The sequence below is a fragment of the Geotalea daltonii FRC-32 genome (assembly GCF_000022265.1).
Taxonomy (GTDB): Bacteria; Desulfobacterota; Desulfuromonadia; order Geobacterales; family Geobacteraceae; genus Geotalea; species Geotalea daltonii.
In genome coordinates this window covers 2087559-2110000 of record NC_011979.1, presented here as the reverse complement: position 1 = coordinate 2110000, position 22442 = coordinate 2087559, and the positions used below count along the sequence as shown (strand labels likewise).

21 protein-coding genes (1 of these 21 only partly in view) are annotated in these 22442 nt (G+C 53.0%); 4 read left to right on the top strand and 17 right to left on the bottom strand.

The annotated features are described in order from the left end of the window. Window positions 1-107: the beginning of an O-acetylhomoserine aminocarboxypropyltransferase/cysteine synthase family protein gene (locus GEOB_RS09395; protein WP_012646976.1), read on the bottom strand. Its footprint begins 1180 nt before the window's first position; the window shows 107 of its 1287 coding nt (coding positions 1-107); its start codon is at window positions 105-107; its stop codon lies off the left edge, out of view. 94 nt (window positions 108-201) lie between these two features. Next, window positions 202-1695 (bottom strand): 4-alpha-glucanotransferase, encoded by a 1494-nt coding sequence (malQ, locus tag GEOB_RS09390; protein WP_012646975.1) that lies wholly within the window; start codon window positions 1693-1695, stop codon window positions 202-204. 119 nt (window positions 1696-1814) lie between these two features. On the opposite strand from malQ, the gene GEOB_RS19955 reads away from it, so the two are divergent. Then, complete coding sequence (locus GEOB_RS19955; RefSeq protein ID WP_012646974.1) at window positions 1815-1979, top strand: hypothetical protein; 165 nt, start codon at window positions 1815-1817, stop codon at window positions 1977-1979. On the opposite strand, the gene ftsH is transcribed toward GEOB_RS19955, so the two are convergent. Then, a complete protein-coding gene (gene ftsH / locus GEOB_RS09385) occupies window positions 1973-3823 on the bottom strand; it encodes an ATP-dependent zinc metalloprotease FtsH (RefSeq protein WP_012646973.1) in 1851 nt (616 codons plus the stop codon). The two genes, GEOB_RS19955 and ftsH, sit on opposite strands and share 7 nt — an antisense overlap. 119 nt (window positions 3824-3942) lie before the next feature. Further along, window positions 3943-4851 carry a CRISPR system precrRNA processing endoribonuclease RAMP protein Cas6 gene (cas6, locus tag GEOB_RS09380; protein WP_012646972.1) on the bottom strand — a complete coding sequence of 303 codons (909 nt, stop codon included), beginning with the start codon at window positions 4849-4851 and terminating at the stop codon, window positions 3943-3945. Window positions 4852-5016: 165 nt separating this feature from the next. Between cas6 and GEOB_RS09375 the strand changes: the two genes are divergently transcribed. Further along, window positions 5017-5826, top strand: coding sequence for a c(7)-type cytochrome triheme domain-containing protein (locus tag GEOB_RS09375; RefSeq protein WP_012646971.1), 810 nt, complete (start codon window positions 5017-5019; stop codon window positions 5824-5826). 77 nt (window positions 5827-5903) lie between these two features. Here GEOB_RS09375 and GEOB_RS09370 read toward each other — a convergent pair whose 3' ends face one another. The 3 genes from GEOB_RS09370 to GEOB_RS09360 are packed head-to-tail and all read right to left on the bottom strand — an operon-like array spanning window position 5904 to window position 9269. After that, entirely contained in the window at window positions 5904-6662 is a 759-nt protein-coding gene (locus tag GEOB_RS09370; protein WP_012646970.1) for a succinate dehydrogenase/fumarate reductase iron-sulfur subunit, read from the bottom strand. After that, entirely contained in the window at window positions 6662-8578 is a 1917-nt protein-coding gene (locus GEOB_RS09365) for a fumarate reductase/succinate dehydrogenase flavoprotein subunit (protein WP_012646969.1), read from the bottom strand. Before GEOB_RS09365 ends, GEOB_RS09370 begins: the two co-directional genes overlap by 1 nt. Before the next feature lie 10 nt (window positions 8579-8588). After that, entirely contained in the window at window positions 8589-9269 is a 681-nt protein-coding gene (locus GEOB_RS09360) for a succinate dehydrogenase cytochrome b subunit (protein WP_012646968.1), read from the bottom strand. Between the two features lie 406 nt (window positions 9270-9675). Here GEOB_RS09360 and tgt point away from each other — a divergent pair, with 406 nt between their 5' ends. Then, on the top strand, window positions 9676-10785 hold the full coding sequence (gene tgt / locus GEOB_RS09355; RefSeq protein WP_012646967.1) for a tRNA guanosine(34) transglycosylase Tgt: 1110 nt from the start codon (window positions 9676-9678) through the stop codon (window positions 10783-10785). 61 nt (window positions 10786-10846) lie between these two features. Here the strand turns inward: tgt and GEOB_RS09350 are convergent, their stop codons facing one another. Further along, window positions 10847-11389, bottom strand: a complete 543-nt coding sequence (locus tag GEOB_RS09350) for a hypothetical protein (RefSeq protein WP_012646966.1) — start codon at window positions 11387-11389, stop codon at window positions 10847-10849. Window positions 11390-11647: 258 nt separating this feature from the next. Here GEOB_RS09350 and mazG point away from each other — a divergent pair, with 258 nt between their 5' ends. Continuing rightward, window positions 11648-12448 (top strand): nucleoside triphosphate pyrophosphohydrolase, encoded by an 801-nt coding sequence (gene mazG, locus GEOB_RS09345; protein WP_012646965.1) that lies wholly within the window; start codon window positions 11648-11650, stop codon window positions 12446-12448. Between the two features lie 273 nt (window positions 12449-12721). Here mazG and GEOB_RS09340 read toward each other — a convergent pair whose 3' ends face one another. From GEOB_RS09340 to rfbB, 9 genes are all read right to left on the bottom strand, one after another. Beyond that, window positions 12722-13279 carry a methylated-DNA--[protein]-cysteine S-methyltransferase gene (locus GEOB_RS09340; protein ID WP_012646964.1) on the bottom strand — a complete coding sequence of 186 codons (558 nt, stop codon included), beginning with the start codon at window positions 13277-13279 and terminating at the stop codon, window positions 12722-12724. Further along, on the bottom strand, window positions 13276-14844 hold the full coding sequence (gene murJ, locus GEOB_RS09335; protein WP_012646963.1) for a murein biosynthesis integral membrane protein MurJ: 1569 nt from the start codon (window positions 14842-14844) through the stop codon (window positions 13276-13278). Before murJ ends, GEOB_RS09340 begins: the two co-directional genes overlap by 4 nt. A gap of 8 nt (window positions 14845-14852) precedes the next feature. Continuing rightward, window positions 14853-16007: a class II aldolase/adducin family protein gene (locus GEOB_RS09330; RefSeq protein ID WP_012646962.1), complete on the bottom strand. Its 1155-nt coding sequence runs from the start codon at window positions 16005-16007 to the stop codon at window positions 14853-14855. Continuing rightward, window positions 16004-17743 (bottom strand): aldehyde ferredoxin oxidoreductase family protein, encoded by a 1740-nt coding sequence (locus GEOB_RS09325; protein ID WP_041267111.1) that lies wholly within the window; start codon window positions 17741-17743, stop codon window positions 16004-16006. Before GEOB_RS09325 ends, GEOB_RS09330 begins: the two co-directional genes overlap by 4 nt. An 81-nt stretch (window positions 17744-17824) precedes the next feature. Next, entirely contained in the window at window positions 17825-18901 is a 1077-nt protein-coding gene (locus tag GEOB_RS09320) for a mannose-1-phosphate guanylyltransferase (RefSeq protein WP_012646960.1), read from the bottom strand. An 85-nt stretch (window positions 18902-18986) separates the two neighbouring features. Next, window positions 18987-20129, bottom strand: coding sequence for a Na+/H+ antiporter NhaA (locus GEOB_RS09315; protein WP_012646959.1), 1143 nt, complete (start codon window positions 20127-20129; stop codon window positions 18987-18989). Between the two features lie 36 nt (window positions 20130-20165). Further along, entirely contained in the window at window positions 20166-20531 is a 366-nt protein-coding gene (locus GEOB_RS09310; protein ID WP_012646958.1) for a cupin domain-containing protein, read from the bottom strand. Beyond that, entirely contained in the window at window positions 20531-21361 is an 831-nt protein-coding gene (rfbD, locus tag GEOB_RS09305) for a dTDP-4-dehydrorhamnose reductase (RefSeq protein ID WP_012646957.1), read from the bottom strand. Before rfbD ends, GEOB_RS09310 begins: the two co-directional genes overlap by 1 nt. Further along, window positions 21358-22434, bottom strand: coding sequence for a dTDP-glucose 4,6-dehydratase (gene rfbB, locus GEOB_RS09300; protein WP_012646956.1), 1077 nt, complete (start codon window positions 22432-22434; stop codon window positions 21358-21360). Before rfbB ends, rfbD begins: the two co-directional genes overlap by 4 nt. Between the last annotated feature and the right edge of the window lie 8 nt (window positions 22435-22442).

The following is a 22442-nucleotide window of genomic DNA, read 5'->3' as shown; positions in this document are numbered from 1 at the left end:
TATGAGGACGTTTGATAGATGGGAACCGCCCTGGATAACGTCGCTGAATCAGGCGACTGCCCGGCATGCAGAGTGAGGGTATCAAAGTTAAATTTTGTTTCAGGCATTTTCATTCCCCCTTGTGAAATAGTATCAAAAAGTTTTACCATAAAAATCTATAGAATAGATTCTTTTTTGCGTTCCTTTTCATCTATCGAGATACTACAGATTGCTTCTGCCTCTTCCATACATTTCCGTCAAAGCCTTGAGCCGTTTGGCCACGCCATTGTCCAGCATCTCCGCAGAAAATCGCCATGACCAATTGCCTCCCGCTACACCGGGAATATTCATGCGCGCTTCGCTGTCCAGACCTAATATGTCCTGTAGCGGGAAGATGGCCATATCAGCTACCGATGCCAGGGTAGATCTGACAAAATCCCAGCTGATGTTCTCGGCCCCGATATTGAGATAGCAAAGTATATCCTGTTTTTCTTTTTCCTTAAGTAAAGCAAACCAGCCGGATGTCGTGTCATTGTCATGGGTTCCGGTATAGACGGCGCAGTTCTGCACGTGATTGTGGGGCAGATACGGATTCGATGGTCCGGAGCCGAATGCAAACTGAAGGATTTTCATTCCGGGAAATCCGAACTTGTCCCTGAGTGCCTCCACCTCGGGCGTTATGACCCCCAGGTCTTCGGCAATAAGCGGAACTGGACCCAACTGGCTGGCCAGGGCATAAAAGAGTGCATCGCCCGGCCCCTTGATCCAACGTCCGTTTTTTGCCGTTTTTTCTCCCGCCGGCACCTCCCAGTAAGCTTCAAATCCACGGAAGTGATCTATCCTGACCCGGTCGTAAAGAGACAAATCATTTCGCACCCGTGCCACCCACCAGCTAAAACCTTCTTCGGCAACCCTTTCCCAGTTGTAAAGGGGATTGCCCCACAGCTGACCGGTCTTGCTGAAATAATCGGGGGGGACGCCGGCAACCAGCGTTGGTCTTCCCTTTTTGTCCAGGTGAAACAGGTGAGGATTGGCCCATACATCGGTTGAGTCAAAGGCAACAAAAATGGGCATATCGCCGATGATCTCGATATGCCTGTCGTTGGTATAGGATTTGAGGCGCTGCCATTGCCGGAAAAACTGCCATTGCATGTATTTATGTTCACCGATGGCCGTTCCGAGCTTTTCTGAGTGTTCTGCCACGGCTTCAGGCTTGCGCAGGGCAATATCTTCCGGCCAGTCGCACCAGCTTTTGCCGGAGTAGTGCTCCTTGAGCGCCATAAACAGCGCATGGTCATGCAGCCAGAAGGTATTGTCGCAGAAATACCAGAAATCATCTTTACGCCGCTGGTCAGCTGTTTCAAAAAAGCGAGACGCAGCTTTACGCAGGACACCAAGTTTATACGGCTGAACCAGACTATAATCTACACGCCCGCTTGGCAGGTTTGGCTTCAGGTCCTTGGAATCCACATCGCCGTCATCAATAATTGATTCCAGTGAAATGAGCAATGGATTGCCGGCAAATGCAGAATAGCAGGAATAGGGAGAGTTCCCATAGGCTGTCGGTCCCAAGGGCAATATCTGCCACATTGTCTGGCCAGCCTGCTGCAAAAAATCTACAAATCTGTACGCATCCGCACCCAGAGAACCGATACCGCCTGGTCCCGGCAAAGAAGACGGATGAAGGAGGATGCCGCTTTTTCTTCTTCGTTGCATAATCTGACCCCGCTACAAAATTGACTGGTGTCAACTATGCCATAAAGCTGCTATAATGCAATTCCGTTTCAGGAGATATAACTTGTGGCGGGGAAACAGGGAAGGAAGGAATATCTGTTATGGAAACCATCAAGACAGCATTGTTTGAAACTCTTTTGGAAAGCGCAGTTCCCAATGAATCAGGCGGGTTCACCTTCACCCTGGAAGGGGAAATTTACCAGATCAAGGACACGCTGGAAATATCCAGGATAGCCCAGAATCATGGCTACATAATTATCTATTGAACAGAATTCAGGATCTCGTCCACCTTACGTCCGTCAAGTGATTCAGCCTCAAGCAGAGCACTCGCCAAAGCATCCAGTTTTTTTCTGTTGGAAGTTACCAACTCTTCGGCTTTTAACTCTGCTTCCTTTATTATGGCAGCTATCTCCTGGTCAATAAGCCAGGCCATCTGTTCGGAAAAAGATTTTTCCTCTGCTAGCTTGCGGCCTAAAAAGGGATGTTCCTCTCCCCGGCTATAGATAACAGCTCCGATCTTTTCGCTCATGCCCCACTGACAGACCATCTTTTCCGCAAGCTGGGTCACCGTCTTCAGGTCACTTTGGGCGCCGGTTGAAATATCATTGAAAACCAGCCGCTCGGCCACCCTCCCCCCCAAAGCCACGCATAGCCTGTTGGTGAGATAGGCCTTGGGATAATGATAGCGGTCATCCTCCGGCAGTTGCTGGGTAAGCCCGAGAGCCATGCCATGGGGAATTATCGTCACTTTGTGCACAGGGTCCGTGCCAGGTAGAAGCTTTGCCACCAGGGTATGGCCTGCCTCATGGTAGGCGGTAATATTCTTTTCGTGGTCCGAAATTACGATCTTCCGCTCTCCCCCCATCAATATCTTGTCCAAGGCCCTCTCCAGATCATCCATGGAAACAGTCTTGGAATTTTGACGAGCCGCCTGGATTGCCGCCTCATTAATCAGGTTTTCCAAGTCGGCCCCAGTCATGCCCGGAGTTCCTCTGGCAATTATGGAAAGATCCACCTGTGGGTCCAGCCGAATCTTTCTTGCATGGACCTTCAAGATCTGCTCGCGGTCACGCAGATCGGGACGATCAATCACCACGTGACGATCAAACCGCCCAGGCCTGAGCAGGGCAGGATCAAGTACATCTGGACGGTTGGTTGCAGCAATGACGATAACTTCCTCATGTGGATCAAAACCGTCCATTTCGGAAAGAAGCTGATTGAGGGTCTGTTCTCTCTCGTCATGGCCACCACCAAAGCCGGCGCCACGGCTTCTACCGACAGCATCCAGCTCATCGATAAAAACAATGCTCGGCGCGGCCTTTTTGGCATTGCTGAAGAGGTCACGCACCCTGCTGGCACCAACACCGACAAACATCTCTATGAACTGAGAAGCAGAAATGCTGAAAAATGCCACACCGGCCTCTCCGGCGACGGCCCGTGCCAACAACGTTTTGCCGGTACCTGGCGGCCCGACCAGGAGTATACCTTTGGGAACCTTTCCACCAATATCCTGGAAACGTTTCGGATTCTTCAGATAGTCCACCATCTCCTTCAGCTCCTGCTTGCTGTTTTCCATGCCGGCCACATCTTCAAAGGTGACATTGATCCTTTCACCACTCACATACATCCTTGCTCCGGATTTGGCAAAGCCCCCCATCATGGCTCCCGGCCCCTGTCCTTTGACCCCTCTCATCATCAGCCACCAGATTCCTATGATCAGAAGCCACGGCAGTATATAGATCAACACGCTGGCAAATGAAGAAGTCTCTGTGGAAACTGCCGTTACATCGACCTTTTTTTCTGCAAGTTCCGGCATCAGTGTCGGATCGGCCATAGCGGGCAACACCGTCTTAAAGGCCGACACCTGGCGCGTCACCTCTTTCCCCTGAAGATTCTCCACCAGATTGATCTTGTTGCGAAATGTGCCCCGCAAGTTAACCCCTTTTATGGTTACCTTATTGACATTATCCGCAGCCAGCTCGTTTCGGAAGCGACTGTAAGAGACGCTTAATTCCTGTTCTGCCCCCTGATTGGCAAGGTTGTAGAAAAAATTGAAAAAAACAACCAATACCAGCATTAACACAACCGGTTTCCACACAGAAGACCCCATGAACGGCTCCTTGCATTTTATTCTGATGTAAAAATTGTTTACATTTGGAGTTCCGGACCACTAGATAACAGCTTACCCAGTACCGGCGGTTTTACAAGCAAAACAAGCCCCCAGCTGGCTTATCGGCAAATCCCATGCATCAGATACCTGCCACGGCCAAAGGATGCCCCTTTCCCAATATTGAAATACTGGCCAAGCAGTAAAAACGGGTAAAAGATATCCATATCTCCGGAAAAAGCAGTTCTACCCATAATGCCGCTCAGCCTCGCCCCCGGCGTGGCCACTTTCCACTCAGTCCAGGCCAACTCCGATTCTATCGTTTCAACATGGTAGCTTTGTTCTGCCAGCCATTTGAAATCATAATTCATTTCAACTCCGCCATAATAATAGGCAAGAGAAGAAACTCGCCTGAACAATGCGCGGATGAAAGTGGAAAAGGACATTTCCCGCATGGCATGGCCCTGCCGGAACAAAATAACTGGAGTAACGAAGGTGACTTCGATCATACCTGAAATATGTTGGCAGTTATTCTGCAACTCTTCTGCGGAAAAAAGAAATAAGCGGTCATGATGCATTTCTCCCAGCTCCCCCATTATCAGATAGCGGTTCCCCATGTAGTCTTCGGATTCCGCTTTTACCAGAGCAGCAAAACCCGAGTAGACAGAGGACACACAATGAATGAAGTGCTGGTAGTATTCAGCTGCGGATCCAATCAATACGACCGCCATCTCGACGGTCATACCTTTGTTGGGCAGATCAGGCACGAGTGGGATATGGAAGACAAAGGGCAAAGAAGGTTTCTGGTACCTTTTCAAGGCCAATGGGTCTGCGGACAGAGACTGTGAGAAAATACCAGGATAACAACATTCTTCTCCGCTCCGGCAGCCGTAGCAACTTGTTTGGCAGCAGTTTATATTTTGACGAAAGACGCTCTCAAATACATTCTTCAAATTAAAGAAGGCATATCGTCCGCGAATGTCTCTTTGCAGCCGAAGTGTAATAACAATTTTGGTAAAGGTCAGAGCCATTCCTGTCTCGATGAGGGTTAAATTTACTCTCTATAACAACCATGTGGTAAAAGAATTGTCAAAAATAAACTAAAATTTGCAACTTTTTTTTCGTCAGTACTTATGCTTCTTGACAATAATGAACTTTCCACTATGATTAGCAACAATTTATATTATGGAGGACACATGAAAAAACTCCTCACCGCCATACTCTGCACAGTCCTGTTGGGAGGAATTGCCATTGCCCAGACCGGCGTAAAGCAGAAAAGACCAAAGGTATATGAATATGGCAGCCTTCTTGTTTTACCACTGTCCGGCGTTAAACCGGCAATGCCTCCGGCTGTTTTCGATCACTGGGTCCACAGGGCTAAGTATACCTGCAGGCTTTGTCACGCCGATATCGGCTTTTCCATGAAACGCGGGGCAACTGATATCAGGGCCGCCGATAATATGCGCGGCTACATGTGCGGCACATGCCATGACGGAAAAAGAGAGTATGAAGGGCGGAAGATTTTCAGGTCCTGCTCGCTGGAAAAAACTGGTGTCCATGATCAATATTGCGATAAATGCCATGAGAAGGAAAAAAATGAGGCCAAGGCGGATGGATTCTTTCGCTTCAGTGACAACCTGCCCAAAGAGCGTCTCGGCAATGGCATAAACTGGGAAAAAGCTGAAAGCGACGGTTATATCACTCCCATTGATTTTCTGGACAAAGTGTCCATAAAACGTGCGCCTCTGGCCGTGCAGAAAGATTTTGCCCTGGAAGCAAAGGTAAACGAACTGCCTGACATCATCTTTTCCCACAAAAAACATACCTTCTGGAACGGCTGCGAAGTCTGCCATCCAGAGGTGTTTGCCGGGATCAAAAAAGGAATGACCAAATATTCCATGGCAGAAATAAACGAAGGGAAGTACTGCGGCCTCTGCCATACAACCGTGGCTTTTCCATTACAGGACTGTCAGCGCTGCCACAGCACACTGCCTCAGAAGTCCTGATACCCATTACAGCGGACGCAAAAAGGGCGGATCCAAAAGATCCGCCCTTTTTTATTGGTGAAGCTGTCATTATGTTCTTACTTAAACTGAGCCTTCAGGTACTCCCTGTTCAGCCTGGCAATGAATTTGACATCGATCCCTTTGGGGCAGGCTGCCTGACACTCATAGTGGTTGGAGCAGTTGCCGAATCCACATTCCTGCATTGTCTCAACCATTGCCTTGACACGGGCAGCGGCCTCAACTTTTCCTTGAGGAAGAGCAGCCAACTGGGCCACCTTGGCTGATGTAAAGAGCATTGCCGAACCGTTGGGGCAGGCGGCGGCACAGGCACCACAACCAATACATTCGGCTGCGTCCATGGCATAATCCGCATCAGGCTTGGGCACCAGCACAGCATTACCGTCAGGCACACCACCGGTGTGGCAGGAGGTGTAACCGCCGGCCTGGATGATTGTGTCATAAGCGCTACGGTCGACGACCAGGTCTTTGATGATGGGGAACGCAGTGGCACGCCACGGCTCGATAAAAATCGTATCCCCGTCCTTGAACTTCCGCATATGAAGCTGGCAGACAGTGGTTCTTTCCTGGCCGCCATGGGGAACACCGTTGACCACCTGAGAACACATACCACAGATTCCCTCACGGCAGTCGTGATCGAAAACGATCGGCTCTTTTCCTGATTTGATGAGGTCTTCGTTGACCACATCGATCATTTCCAGAAAGGAGTGGTGCTCGGTTATTCCCTTGGCGGTGTAGGTTTCGAACTTGCCGGGATCATTAGGTCCCTTCTGCCGCCAGACATTAAGAGTCAGAGTCATGGTTTTGTGATCGCTCATTATTTATAACTCCTTACCGCAAGATGTACGTTCTCGAACTTGAGTGGCTCCTTGTGGAGTTCCGGAACCGCGCCGTCCCCTTTGTATTCCCAGGCCCCGACATAGCAGTAGTTCTCGTCATCACGCTGGGCCTCGCCGTCCTCAGTCTGAAACTCAGTCCGGAAGTGGCCACCGCAGGACTCGTTGCGATGGTGGGCGTCACGGCAAAGAAGTTCGCCAAACTCAAGGAAATCGGCGGTACGGCCGGCATTCTCAAGATCCTGATTGAAATCTGCACCGGAGCCGGTAACCTTGACATTCTTCCAGAACTCCTCGCGGAGGGCAGGGATTTTCTTCAGGTTTGTTTCGAGGCTTTCTTTGCTGCGGGCCATACCACAGTTTTCCCACATGAGGGAACCAAGTTCACGCATGAATTCGGAAACGGTCTTCTTGCCATTGACTGAAAGAAGCTTTTTGGTGTTATGCTGCACGTCTTCAATGGATTTTTTGAACTCGGCGTTGTCGGTGCCGACCGTGCCGGGCTTAACAGTAGCAAGGTAGCCACCGATGGTGTAAGGGATGACGAAGTAGCCGTCAGCCAGACCCTGCATGAGCGCGGAAGCGCCAAGGCGGTTTGCACCGTGGACGGAGAAGTTTGCCTCGCCTAGGACAAAGAGGCCAGGAATGTTGCTCTGCAGGTTGTAATCTACCCAGAGACCGCCCATGGAGTAGTGGGGTGCCGGATACATACGCATCGGCCGTTTGTAGGCATTCTCATCGGTGATCTTCTCATACATTTCAAAGAGGTTGCCATAACGCTCCTTGATGGTATTCTCTCCAACCCGTTTGATGGAGGAGGAGAAATCCAGGTACACACCGCGGCCACCGGGGCCGACGCCGCGGCCGTCGTCGCATTGCTCTTTTGCAGCACGGGAAGCGATGTCACGGGGAGCCAGGTTACCGAAGCTCGGGTATTTACGCTCCAGATAGTAGTCGCGATCCTCTTCTGCTATCTCGTTGGGATGCTTGCCCAGGTCTTCCTTCTTCTTCGGTACCCAGCAGCGACCGTCGTTACGAAGGGATTCGGACATGAGGGTCAGTTTTGACTGGTAATCGCCGGCCTGTGGGATGCAGGTGGGGTGAATCTGGGTATAGCAGGGGTTGGCGAAGAATGCGCCTTTTTTGTAAGCTTTCCAGTTTGCCGTGACAGAGCAGCCCATGGCATTGGTGGAAAGATAGAAAACGTTGACGTAACCTCCGGTTGCAAGACATACGGCATCAGCCGCATAGGACTCCAACTCACCGGTAATCAGGTTACGGCAGGTAATGCCTTTTGCAACACCGTCCACAACAACCAGATCAAGCATTTCGCGACGGTTGTACATCTTCACCGTGCCAGCCTTGATCTGGCGGGAAAGTGCAGAGTACGCGCCAAGAAGGAGCTGCTGACCTGTCTGGCCTCGGGCGTAAAAGGTACGCGAAACCTGGGCACCACCGAAGGAGCGGTTGTCAAGGTAACCGGCGTAATCACGTGCAAAGGGCACGCCTTGGGCAACGCACTGGTCGATGATATTATTGGATACCTGGGCAAGACGCCAAACGTCAGCCTCACGGGCACGGAAGTCGCCACCTTTGATGGTGTCGTAAAAGAGTCTGTAGATAGAGTCGCCGTCATTGGGATATGCCTTTGCAGCATTGATTCCGCCTTGAGCCGCGATGGAGTGGGCGCGGCGCGGGCTATCCTGGTAGCAGAAAGCCATAACGTTGTAACCAAGTTCGCCCAAAGATGCAGCAGCAGCGCCACCGGCCAGACCGGTACCCACCATGATAACCGTATACTTTCTCTTATTGGCGGGATTGACCAGCTTCAGATCAAAGCGGTGCTTGTCCCATGTTTTTTCAATCGGTCCTTGCGGACATTTTCCGTCGAGTATCACTATGAACCCCCTAAAGTTTCAATAATCCGGTTAAGATGACCAATGGAATGGAGACGTATCCTACCAGCAGAATGCCGGATATAACCTTGCCGACAGTAGAGAAGACAGGACGAGTCTTGTCATTGTTCCAGCCCATTGTCTGCAAGAAGCTCTGGATGCCATGGCTGAGATGAAGGAAAAGAATAACCATTGCAGCAGCATAGATGAGAGCAATAAGGCCCTTCTGGAAGCTGAGTACGACCATCTTGAACACGTCAGGTCTCTGCAGTGCATCAAAGTTGGCGGCAACTCCAGCAGAGATTTCAGGATTGGTAATATGAAGAGTGAAATGAAGCAAGTGATAGATGACGAATGCGCCAATCAAGATGCCTGTCCAGATCATGTTCTTTGAAGCGAAAGTTGCTTTCAGATGATTCTGTACTGCATACCCCTTTGCATTGGCCTTGTTGTTCTCGAGGGTAACCTGAATGCCATAGATGATGTGGATAGCCACAGCGGTCAGCATCACCAGCCTGAAAATCCAGACCAGGGGTGGCAGGTCATGAAGATGCTTCGCATATGCGTTGATTCCGTCGGCACCCAGAAAAATTGAGGAGTTGCCGATCATATGGACGATTACAAAAATGATCAGCAACTGACCAGTAATCGACATCAAAATCTTTCTTCCCACAGAGTTTTTAAAAAATTCCATAATTTAGTCCCTTTGAATGAATTGGAAAAGAGTTACTGAGGGGTATGAGGAACCCTTTTGCTAAATTGCCGGGCATCCCTTTCTATCCGTTTTTAAATCGCAGCCGGAAGAAATGGAAACGTGAACTACGAAGGGGGTGCGCGCCATTCTGTGCCGGTGAGCATAACCTACCTCCTTCTAAATAAATTAAAAAACAATGGACAATGTACTTAATCGGACAAAATATTAAAAATTTATAATACTTAGGAAATGTATACTGTATACTAAACGTCGTTTTATAAAAAAGCAACCAAAATTATCCCTTTTTAACAGCTATTTTTTCTCTGCGACCCGTTGTCTGGTTGCATTTTAGCAGCCATTCTGTTAATTCAATTAGGTATTTAAATTAGTTACCCGGAAGTGATAAATGACAATGTTCACGCTTATAAAAAAAGACTCAAAAACCGCTGCCAGACGCGGTCAACTGACAACCCCCCATGGCACGATAGAGACCCCTATCTTCATGCCTGTCGGCACCCATGCCGCAATGAAGGCAATGACTCCTCAGCAGGTCAAGGAAACCGGTGCCCAGATCATTTTGTCGAATACCTACCATCTTCATCTTAGACCTGGCGAAAGCCTGGTGGAAAAAGCGGGGGGCCTGCACAGGTTCATGGCCTGGGAAGGACCGATCCTCACGGATTCCGGCGGTTTCCAGGTTTTCTCTCTGCCCAACAAGCGTATAACTGATGATGGGGCCTATTTCAAGCATGAAATAACAGGAGAAGAAGTCTTTCTCGATCCGGCCAAGGCCATTGCCATCCAGGAGGCACTGGGAAGCGACATCATCATGGCCTTTGACGAATGCATTCCCTACCCGTGCGACAAGCGGTATGCTGATCAATCGACCCAAAAAACCATTAGATGGGCGGAGGCATGTAAAAAAGCCCAGACGAGAAAGGACCAGGCGCTGTTCGGCATAGTGCAGGGGAGTGTCTTTGAAGACCTGCGGGAGATGTGCGCGAAAGAACTTGTTGGAATGGATTTCCCGGGCTACGCTATCGGCGGCGTCTCAGTAGGTGAAGGACTGGAGCTGCTGAAGAAAGTGGTCGCCATGACCGCACCATTTCTGCCGGAGGACAAACCTCGCTACCTGATGGGAGTCGGTCTCCCCGAAGACATCCTGGAGAGCGTGGAGCGAGGAATGGACATGTTCGACTGCGTCATACCCACCCGCTATGCAAGGAGCGCCACCCTCTTCACCAACAGGGGCAAGATCCGCCTCACCAACAAGAACTACCGACGGGATTTCTACCCCATAGATCCCAACTGCAGCTGCTATGCATGCCGTAACTTCACCCGTGCCTATATCCACCACCTGTTTAACGCCAATGAGGTGCTCTCGGCAATACTTGCCAGCATCCACAATGTTCATTTCTACCTGGAAATGATGGCAGGTATTCGCAAAGCCATTGAAGAGGATCGTTTCCCCCAGTTCAAGCAGGAGTTCCTTGCAAGCTACCTGAAAGGAAAGTAAGGTACAAAAGAGCCCGTTTTCACGGGCTCCGATTGCTGCCTGAGTCACCAATGCAGACACCTCATCTCCATCGCGCCATCCCCGGCCGTCCTTCCTCCCGCTGTTCCATTTCACGGTCATGGCGACCCCGGTGGTCACAATCGCCATCCCGGTCGCTGGAGCGCTCTCCATAGGCCACCATGTCCCCTTGCCGCCACTGCCCGTAGGAGCGAATGCGCTCAATCCTCTGCCTGCGCAGTTCCCATGGGAGATCCCGGAAGCTTTGGGCAACCCATGGTCCACGACCGCTGCGCGCCTTCAGCCAGTAACCGTCACGGAACAGGTAATAGCTGTTCCCTACGCGGCACAGGTCGTAAGGAACGCCAACAGCCACCTGGAATCCCAACCGCTCAGGGTAGACGAATCTGATCCGCTCTACCGCCGGATACTCGATCACCACCGGGGTAGGCACCGGCTCCCCATAGGCATATTCCCTGACGCTCGCTGTCCGGTACCGGTCCCCCAGGTGGATGTTCAGACCCACCCCCACATTTCCCGCGTGGGCTGTCGCGCCGCCGAAAATAACCACCACCGCCAATAACTGACTTGCCATCAATTTTTTCATGTCTCTCTCCTTGAGCGGTATTCGTTACCGATGAGTCGAGGTTATCCCTGTTAAAGTCCGTTTTCTACGGACATCTATAGCAATTCGACCCGATGTCGGGTCCATACCGGCCCGGCCGGTCCCCTTCCGCAATCCCTTAAATCCTCTAAAATCAGTCACTTGAAACTCCACTGGGAATTCGCCCGAAAATGACGCACTTGCAGCTGCAATCACCGCCATGATAAGGTGGGCTGGAATAAAGTGAAACGGAGAGACTCCATGAACGAAGGAAAAAAAGGCTTTGACCGACTGATCGAGATAATGCGGAGACTGCGGGCTCCCGGTGGGTGTCCCTGGGATGCGGAACAGACCCACGAGTCCCTCAAGCGCTACCTGGTGGAGGAATGTTATGAGGTATTAGAGGCGATTGACGCAAAGGATCCCGTCAACCTGAAAGAAGAATTGGGCGATCTCATGCTGCAGCCGGTTTTCCATGCGGCCATTGCCGAGGAATGCGGCGAATTCACCATTGACGACGTGCTGGATACCGTCAACGAAAAACTGATCCGCCGCCACCCCCATGTGTTTGGCGATCAGATCGTAAAAAGCGCCGACGAACAGGTGGCGAACTGGGAGCGAATCAAGAAAGCGGAGAAAGGCGAAGAGCGGAAATCAGCACTGTCGGGCATCCCCCCTCACCTGCCGGCGCTGATGAAGGCCCACAAGGTCACCGAAAAAGCTGCCCGGGTGGGATTTGACTGGGAATATACGGATCAGGTCTTTGCCAAGGTGCTTGAAGAGCTCCATGAATTTCAGGAGACCCTGGCCGATGGGAATCAGGAGCGAATGGAGGCGGAACTGGGGGATCTGCTGTTCGCCATTGTCAATCTTGGTCGGTTCCTATCCCTTGATACGGAGGAAGCACTGCGAAAAACCATTAATCGTTTTATTTGCCGCTTCAACCACATCGAAGACACCCTCCATGCATCGGGAGTGACCATGCAGGAAGCAAGCCTGGAAGAAATGGACAAGCTCTGGGAGGAGGCAAAAAGAAAAGAACGGGGGGAGGGGAAACAATAATTGTTACGATTTTTCAACGTTGTAACAGATTTTCCACAAATTCTGTGGATAATCTGTGAATAAACTTGTGGACAAAACCATAAATTGATACTTTTCAAAGCCTTTCTGCAATCTGCATATTTTTTACGCAGTGTTTTTTCCACCATAAAAACAATTATTTACCACTTCATCATGCTTTTTTTTACAATGTAAACATCATTCTGATGCTGATGGAAAATTTTCCAGAATCTATTTATCTGCATGTTTATAACAATAATTAAGCAAAACCCATTTTTACGACACCACCCGCCCCTTCGCATCCAGCGAAATTCCTTCCATCATCAAGAGGATCCTTTTCGAGGAGATGCCTCCGGCAGCAGAATACCCTGTCATTGTGCCTGAAGCTCCCACGATGCGATGACAGGGTATGATGATGGGCAAAGGATTGCGGGCCATGGCAGTACCAACGCCCCTTGCGGCCCCCTTGCATCCCATTTCGGCAGCGACCTGCGCGTAGGTTTTGACGCATCCATAGGGAATGGCAGCAACCAATTCGTAGACGCGGGTCTGGAAGGGAGTGAATCCGGTCTTGTCCAGTTCCAGGGGGAACTCCACCCGCTCTCCGGCAAAGTATCGCTGCAGAAGGGCGGCACATCTTTCCGTCAATTCATTGCTGCAGCGTGTTCCGGGATGAAGCTTCCCGATATGGGCATGCATTTCAGCCCTATTTCCCCCGGCAAAAGGAAGAAAAACCTCAATGAGGCCGGCAGCACCGGCCACGACGCCCCCCGAACCCATGGGGGAGCTGTACAGGGAGAAATATTGCGCCGATGGCCTGGCTGGTTTTCTCATCGTTTCAAAACCTTCCGGCGCACGAGCCGTGTTGCCTCGCGGGCCTCTTCGCACCGCAGCAGATGGGCAAAGGCATAGTATAGAATAATTCCCGCAGCAACCGCACCGCCCAGGACAAGGCCCTTGGATATTTTGTTCCCATGCCTGGACCAGTCCGCAAGGGTCATGAACCAGTAAACGGCAAAGGCCATGGGAACAGATGCCACAGCGGCCTTCCCCGCCGCGACCAGGATGCTTTTCCCGCCGAAGGAACCAATCTTTTTCCGCAGAAACCAGATAAGCAGCACCATGTTACCAAGGGCGGAGAGGCTGGAAGCCAGCGCCAACCCGCCGTGTCTGAGCGGCCCCATTAGCAGCAGACTGAAGCAGAGATTTAGAATAAAGGCGATAAAAGCAGTCACCACAGGAGTTCTGGTGTCTTTCAAGGCATAAAAGGCGGGCACCAGCACCCTGACCATGGCCACAAAGGAAAGCCCCAGGGAATAGTAAAGAAGGGCCACGCCGCACTGCTCTGCCTTTGCGTAATCGAAGGCGCCCCCCATGAAAAGTAGGGAAAAAATTGGGGTGGAACAAAGCATCAAGCCTGCCATGGCAGGAATGGTGATAAAGAGGGTCAGTTTCAGGCCAAAGGCCAGGGATTCCTTCAACGCCTCCATATCGCCGGCAGCAGCCTGCCTGCTCATGGAGGGAAGCACCGCCTGGGCCACCGAAACCGTGAAAATCCCCTGGGGAAATTCAAAAAGCCGCTGGGCATAGTAGAGGTAGGAAACGCTCCCCTGGGGAAGGTAGGAGGCCAGGATCGCCCCCACGGTAATGTTCAGGTAATAGACACCGACGCCGAATATGGACGGCCCCATGAGAAGGGCGATCCGGCGCACTGCCGGATGGCGGAAGTCGAAGCGGAGGCGGATGGGAAACCCTTTGCGGTAGAGAACCGGCAATTGCAGGAGCAGTTGCAGCAATCCGCCGAGCAAAACACCGACGGCAAGAGATACGATGGGCACCTGGAAGCGGCTGTGCAGAAAAACAGCGCAGAGAATGACGGAAATATTGAGGAAAACCGTGGAGATGGCGGGGGTGAAAAAATGGCGTACGGTGTTCAATATCCCCATGCACAGGGCAACCAGGCTGACCAGGAATATATAGGGAAACATCAGCCGGTTGAGAAGGATGGTCAGCTCCAGCTTGGAGGGCTCGGCCTTGAAGCCGGGAAACATGAGATTGACGATCAGCGGGGAAAAGACGACCCCAAGCAGGGTGACGACGGCCATGACAACAATCAGCAGAGTAAAGCAGACATTGGCCAGCGCCCGGGCCTCTTCCTCCCCCTTCTGGGTGTACCATTCGGAAAAAGTCGGCACAAAGGCAGAGGTAAGAGCACCCTCGGCAAAAAAGCGCCGCAGCATGTTGGGGATCTGGTAGGCGGCAATAAAAGCATCGGTGGCAAAACCGGCACCGAACAGCCGCGACTGCACCATGTCTCGCACCATGCCCATGATGCGCGAGAGGATGGTGGCGAAACCGAGCACCCCGGCGGCCCTGACGATGTTTTTTTTCTCGGACATCGCTCCTACTACTCCCCCAGCAACCGGAAATACTCTTCCCGGCACCAGTTCTCCACCTGCACCATGGCGCGGAAGGCTTCGCCGAAATCGCGGCCGGTGGTAAAGACCCCATGGCCGTATACAATGGCCTTGCCAGGTGTGCCGATCACCGGCGGCACCCTTTTGGCCAGGCCGCCTGCGCCGATTTCGCCGGCCACCACCGGGGTGTCGCCGAGAAAGCGGACCTTGGGACAGTCTTTCCAGCAGTCCTTGATCCTGCAGCCTTTTTCTGCGCAGCGCATGCTCATGACCACGGCGAACTTGGGATGACCGTGGAGGATGACCGCCGTGCCGGTCTCATCGTAAATGCGCCGGTGGGCCAGAAGCTCGCTGGAGGCGGTGATGCCGGTGGTAGAGGAATTGTCCATGGGGACCGGATCGATGCATCCGGCCAGTTCATCCAGGCTGGCGGCGGTCTGGGAGATATAGATGACATCACCATCCCGGACCGAGATGTTGCCAAAGAAGGAATCCACCAGCCCCCGCTCCACCGTGTAGCGCCCCACCCGCTCCACTTCCGCTAGAATCGCCTCGCCGCCGATGAGTGGCGCTTCCGCAAAACTCAGTCCTTCTGCAGTCAGGGTATGCAGCCAGCTGCGCCGGAACTCCGTGAATGCCGCTTCTTCGTCGGAAAAGATAAAACCCCGATCCAGCACATCTTGCAGATATTTGACAAAAGTCGAATGAAAAACCGAGGAATAGTTGATATAGGCCTGTTCGATGGTAACGGCACCGCTGGCAACTATGCCGATTCCCTCGATGATGATCCCCTTGCGATTGCCGAGAAGTTGGGTAACCTGCCTGCTGGGTTCAGCGCTCAACTCGGACCGGCGCAAGAAGGGGATATCATGGAGAAAGGTGCGGGTCTCAGTGTCATTGGGGACGATGCGGCTCTCGGACATGGGAGCGCGCCTCACCAGAAAGTCGGAAAAGGGGAGCGAAGGACGGGCGGCAACGAGGCCAAGACAATTGAGGCGGGAGAGAGAATCTCCTGCAAGTCTTGCCAGATGGGGATTACCTTCGGTGATCAGAACATCGTCCTGGGCGGCAAAAGCAATCTCCCCGGCAGATGCCGAACGATCCGAAAGGAGCTTGCCAAGGTATTTTGCGACCTGATCTTTCAAGGCAGACGCTCCAGAAAATTCGAATCAGCAAAGGTCCCGTCTTCTGTCAGGCCACGAATCCGGTAGTATTTCTGCATCTCCCCATGGAAACGGTCCCGGTCGATCGGATGAATGTCGATTCCATCACCACTGGAGCCGGGCTCACTGTAGAACCGGTCCGGAAGGAAATCATCCACTGCGGTAAAGCCGTTGGCGCAGTTATAGAATCGTTCGGTCAAATAGATGCGCTCCCCTGTTTCCTTCAGTGACTGGGGCGTATATTCAACGCCGGTTGTGGCGGTCACAAACTCTGCGTATTCTTCCAGGGTGGCGCCGAAAAAGGAGAACTTGCAGGCAACCAGGGAATCGACAGCAGCATTGGTATCTTCGGCGATCTTGATGATCCGTGCCTTGCCCGAGAAGGAGAAGCGGTCGGTGGGGACCGGCTTCCTCAGAATTTCGTGGGAGATGGGATAGGCGCGCAGATGGCAGCCCCCGCGATTGCTGGTGCAGTAGGCAAGCGCCATGCCGTAGGCACCGCGGGGGTCATAGGCCGGCAGTTCCAGGGACTTGACCGACATGGACAACTCCGGCCGGCCCAGTGCTTCTGCCACCCGGCGCGAGCCTAAGGAAAGGAGTTCCCCGTCATGGCATCGGCAGGCAATGTCTTGGAGAAGCTGGGGAATTTCCTCTGCTATGGGGAACCTGCCACGAATCTCTCCCCATGCAGACAGGGTGGCAGCAGCGGTTATGGTATCCAGACCCAGCTCGTTGCAGAGGGTATTTGCCTTGACGATGGCGTGGAGATCGGCAATGCCATTTAGACCGCCAAAATGGGAAACCGTTTCGTACTCGGGAAGATGCTCCCCGTTCGGAGTGCTCTTCTTGCACTGGATAGGGCAGCCATAGCAGCCGTCCTTTTTTGCGGCACAAGCTTTGCGGATGGCAGGTCCTGAATAGTTCCCCGATTCGGCAAAAAAGGTCTTGCTGAAGTTTTCGGTTGGAGCCATGCGCCGCTGGCGCATCAGGTCCACGAGGGCCGGAGTGCCGTATTCACCAATGCCCAGTTCGCCGAAGATGACCGGAGAAGCTCGAAAAAGGCGCATCACATCCTGGCGGGCGTGGTCGAAACGGGCCTGATCAAAGACCGCAGTAGATTTACTGCCCTCTACGACAATACCCTTCAGCCGCTTTTTGCCCATCACTGCCCCGAGGCCGCCTCGGCCGACTGAATTCCCTTCCCCCATCATGATGTTGGCATAAAGGACGCCATTCTCTCCGGCCGGGCCGATACAGGCAGTGCTGCCTCCTGCCCCCAGCGCAGACATGGCTTGATGAACCGTCTGCCCCCAAAGGTGGTCAGCAGCCCGAAGCTCAACCTTCTCGTCAGCAATGGAAAGCACTACCGGCTGGCTGCTCTGGCCCGTTATGAACAAGGCATCGATCCCTGCGGCCTTGAAGCGCCAGGCAAAGCGTCCTCCAGCCGAACAATCATAAATGGTGCCGGTAAGAGGCGACCGGGAGACGACAGCCAGTCTTGCCGCCGTGGGGGCAGAGGTGCCGCACAGTGGCCCAACGGCAAAGATCAACGGCATCTGCGGGTCAAACGGATCCAGGTGAAAGTGATCCCGCATCAACCGCACCCCCAGCCCCCGCCCACCCAGATAGGAATGGAGCAGTTCCAGAGAGATATCTTCACGCCAGCAACGGCCACTGGTCAAGTCTACTTTTAAAATTTTTCCGGTCCAACCAAACATATACATAACCCGTTCGAAGTTCGCAGTTCGAAGTTCGAGGTAACAATAGGCAACGTCGAACCCCGAACTTCGAACGTCGAACTATAAATATTCCGTAAGTCCCCGCCGCTCCAGCTCCTCCACCACCTTTTTCACATCCTGGGCGCGTTCTTTGGGGCAGACAAGCAGGGCATCAGGGGTATTGACGACGATCAGGTCCTTGACTCCGACCAGGGCCACCAATCGGTTGTCGCCATAGACGAGACAATCGCCGGCATCGACGGAGATCACCTCTTTGGCGTTGATGGCCACGTGGCCGAGATCATCGGCATCGGCAACTTCCGGAATGGCGCTCCAGCTTCCCACATCGCTCCAGCCGAAGTCAGCCGGAATTACCTGGACATTGTCCGCCTTTTCCATAACGCCGAAGTCAATGGATTCTCCCCCGATCTCCCCGTAGATTGCTTCGATCTGCGGCTTAAGGTCTCTGAGCTCCCAGACGCTCTCCGAAAAAACCAGTTTTGACAATGAAACGGCCAGCGGAGGCATGTAGCGACTGATGCCATCGAGTATGGTGCAGGCCTTCCAGATGAACATGCCGCTGTTCCAGAAGAAATTTCCTGCGGTGAGAAATTCCAGCGCCTTCTCCCGGTTCGGCTTCTCAACGAATCGTTTGACCGGAAACGGACCGTGCTGCCGAAATGCATTGTCTGCTTCGATATAACCATAGCCGGTCTCAGGCCTGGTGGGGGTGATACCAAGGGTTACCAGATAGCCATTGATGGCCGCATTTCTGCCCTGGGTGATAACCCGGCAGAATCCGTCCTCCTCGGAGATGTAATGGTCTGCCGGTAGGACCGCCATCACCCCGTCAGGATCGTGATAGGCGATGATGGATGCAGCCAGGCCGATGGCGGGGGCAGTATTGCGTGCAACCGGTTCGGCAATGATATCCACAGGAACCCCTTTTACATATTCCAACTGCCGGGTGGTCTCCTCAGCCTGCATGGCGTTGGTCACAATCAATACTCTTTTCGGCTTCAACGGCAGGACACGTTCCAAGGTCCGTTGCAGCATTGATTTGCCACCGAAGACCGACATGAGCTGTTTCGGAGTTTTTTTGCGAGAAAGGGGCCAGAAGCGGGTGCCGGATCCGCCGGCGAGGATCACTATGTACATTTGGCATCTCCTGAAAGGGAAATTCTTATCGCTGATGACGCTGCAAAGTCTAGGTTGTTGTCCAGGATATGTCAAGCCCAGTGGGCTATCTGGAGGGCTTTGAAAGCTTTGACAGTAACAGGGCCAAAGGCGCGGCAAGAATGCTTAACATGGCACCCATTTTTGCAGCACCCTGTGCACCAGGCTCGACGAAAGCCTCCCCGGCGACGAAAAGCGCAACGGTAAAGCCGATCCCGGCAATGACCCCGGCCAGAAACAACTCCCGCCGCCCCATCCCCTTGGGGAGCTGGTAGCCGAATAGCTCCGCGATCGTTCCGAAAGCGAAAATTCCCAGGGTTTTACCGACAATGAGGGAAAACAGGACAATCCAGGTGGCTGGTCCAACGGCGGTAAATTCCACTCCGGCATTGGCCAGGCCGAACATGAACAGCCCCAGATCGACGAACACTTTCCAATCATGTTCAAACCTGGCGAGGGTGGACAGATCATCCGGATCCTCTTCGAAAATATGCTTTCTTTCCCGTGCCGCGTGGGGTAACAGCGGAATGATGAAGACCAGTGCCAGAGCAGGATGCAGATGGGCATTGAACAGCCCGGCCCAGCTCAGTCCGCCGCCGATAATGATATAGGGCCAGTAATTCCTGATTTTGGCCCAGCGCAAGGCAAGCGACGCCAACACCCCACCTGCAGTCAGCAGCAGCCAGTGGGGTGCGGCAGGCAGGTGTGGATCTGGATAAAATATAGCGATGATGGCCAAGCCGATGGCATCGTCGGCAACGGCTAAGAGCAGCAGAAAGGAAACAACCGGATGGTTTTTGCCGAAAACGAGGCGGGCGGCAAGCCAGGCGAAGGCAATATCGGTCGCCGTGGGAATTCCCCATCCATGGCGTAGCGCGGGAGTGCCAATCAGAAAATTGATGCAGAAGTAAGCGATGATCGGACCTGTAACACCGCCAACGGTGGCAAACAGCGGATTCAATGCCTTCTTCAGCGGGTTGAGATCTCCCCCGGGATGAAAACTCTGGGTTATTTCCACTGCTGCAATGGCAAAGAACAGCACCATGAACAGATCATTGGTGATGAAATGGAAACTGAGCCCAGCAATGGACGGGGAGTGAACAAAAGAGTGATAGCCATGCGGGTCGAGGTTGATCCAGAAAAGGGCTGTGACGACCCCGGCCAGAAGCGGTACCGAAAATTCGCGCAGCATGTTTAGACGTTTCTTCACCAGGGATTCCTTTGGTTGGTAGGACGCAGCAGAAGATCAGGGGAGTGTTTCTTCCCCATTATCCACCCGGTGATAATCATCTTGAAAGCGGACGATATCATCCTCCCCAAGGTATTCACCACTTTGGACCTCAATAATGGTCAATGGTATCAAACCGGGATTTTCCAGGCGATGGGTTGCCCCCATGGGGATGAAGGTGGATTCGTTGATATTGACGATCTGTTCCCGGTCGTTGCAGGTTATTTTTGCCGTTCCCGAAACGACAATCCAGTGTTCGCTACGGTGATGGTGCATCTGCAGGGAAAGGCGCTGGCCGGGCTTGACCTCGATCCTCTTGATTTTGTAGCTTTTGTTTTCCTCAAGGACGGTGTAGGTTCCCCAAGGTCTTTCGCCATGCTCCATCACAGCCTCCTCAGTTTCAGATAATGCTTCAGCGCCTCTCGCCACGGCTGTGGCTGAAATCCGGTGTCACGGGTCAGCTTGCCGCAGTCCAGGGTGGAATAAAGCGGCCGCGGCGCCGGTCGTCCGAGATCCTTGGTCGACATGGGATTGACAGTGACATCCAGGCCCGACTCAGCAAAAATGGCGCGGGCAAATTCATTCCAGGAACAGAAACCGGCGTTGGCCGCATGGTAGATGCCACGACAATCTTTTTCGACGAGCGCCTTGATGGCCAAGGCCAGATCGACAGTCCAGGTTGGAGAACCGATCTGGTCATCGACCACCGCCAGTTCCCTTTTCTCCGTAGCCAGGCGCAACATGGTTTCGACAAAGTTCTTGCCGTTTATGCCATACAGCCACTGGGTCCTGACGATAACGTGGTCGGGGTTGAAGCGGGCATTCATTTCCCCTGCCAGCTTTGATTCGCCATAGACGCTCAGGGGCGCAGTCGGTTCATCCTCCAGATAAGGACTCCCCTTACCGCCGTCAAAAACATAGTCGGTACTCACCTGCACCAGTTTGGCGCCGATCTCGCTGGTGGCCAGGGCTAAATGGGCGACCCCTTCGCCATTTACCTGCATGGCCGGTTCCTGGTTCGTTTCACAGCCGTCCACATCCGTGTAGGCTGCGGCATTTATCACAACCCGTGGCCTGATGGTAAAAAGAACCTTCTGCACCGATTCCAGTGACGTGATATCGATATCTTCCAGGTCCACGCCACGGGCCCCAGGACCGAATAGCGCCATCAGATCCTGGCCCAGCATCCCTTTTGCACCGACAATGAGTATCATCCGCGTCCCCCGTACATCTTTTCATAGTAGTCGCGATAAGCGCCGGAGGTCACCTCTTCGACCCAGTCCTGATTAGCCAGATACCAGTCGATGGTCTCGGCAATGCCGCGCTCGAAGGTATAGGATGGTTCCCACCCCAGTTCCCGACGCATTTTCGATGCGTCGATGGCATAACGGCGGTCATGGCCGGGGCGGTCCTTGACGAAGGTAATGAGCTGCCGGTTTTCCCCTTCTGCACGCCCGAGCCTGCCATCAAGCAGGTCGCAGACCAGGTTGACGATGTCGATGTTCTTCCATTCGTTGTTGCCGCCAATATTGTAGACCTGGCCGAGCCGGCCGGTTTTCAGTACTGTCTCGATGGCGATGGAGTGGTCCTTCACATGGAGCCAATCCCGCACATTGAGGCCATCGCCGTAGACGGGGAGCGGCTTTCTGTTCATGATGTTGTGGATCATGAGGGGTATCAGCTTCTCGGGGAAATGACATGGTCCGTAATTATTTGAACAGCGGGTATTGAGGGTAGGAAAACCGTAGGTCTCGTGGTAAGCGCGGACCAGGAGGTCTGCACCGGTCTTGCTGGCCGAATAGGGAGAGTTGGGGGCAAGGGGAGTTTCCTCGGTAAAAAAACCGGTATCTCCCAGTGAACCGTAGACCTCGTCGGTGGAGACCTGAAGATAGCGAAACTGCGGCACGACCTTGGCCTGCCAGTGCTTGCGGCTCTCTTCCAGGAGCACCTGTGTGCCCAGGACGTTGGTGCGGACGAAGACTTCCGGACCGGTGATGGAACGATCCACATGGGATTCGGCGGCAAAGTGCACCACCGCATCTATTTTTTCCTCTACAAGCAACCTTGCCACCAGAGAAGCATCGCAGATATCGCCCTTGACAAAGCGGTAGCAGTGGTTATTTTCCACCTCTTTCAGGTTTTCCAGGTTTCCCGCATAGGTGAGAAGATCCAGATTGATGATCCGACAACCGGGATTGGCCGGCATAAAGCTGTTGATGAAGTTCGAGCCGATGAACCCGGCGCCACCGGTGACGAGAACGGCACGCGGTTTAAAGTTTTCCGACATCATTCCTC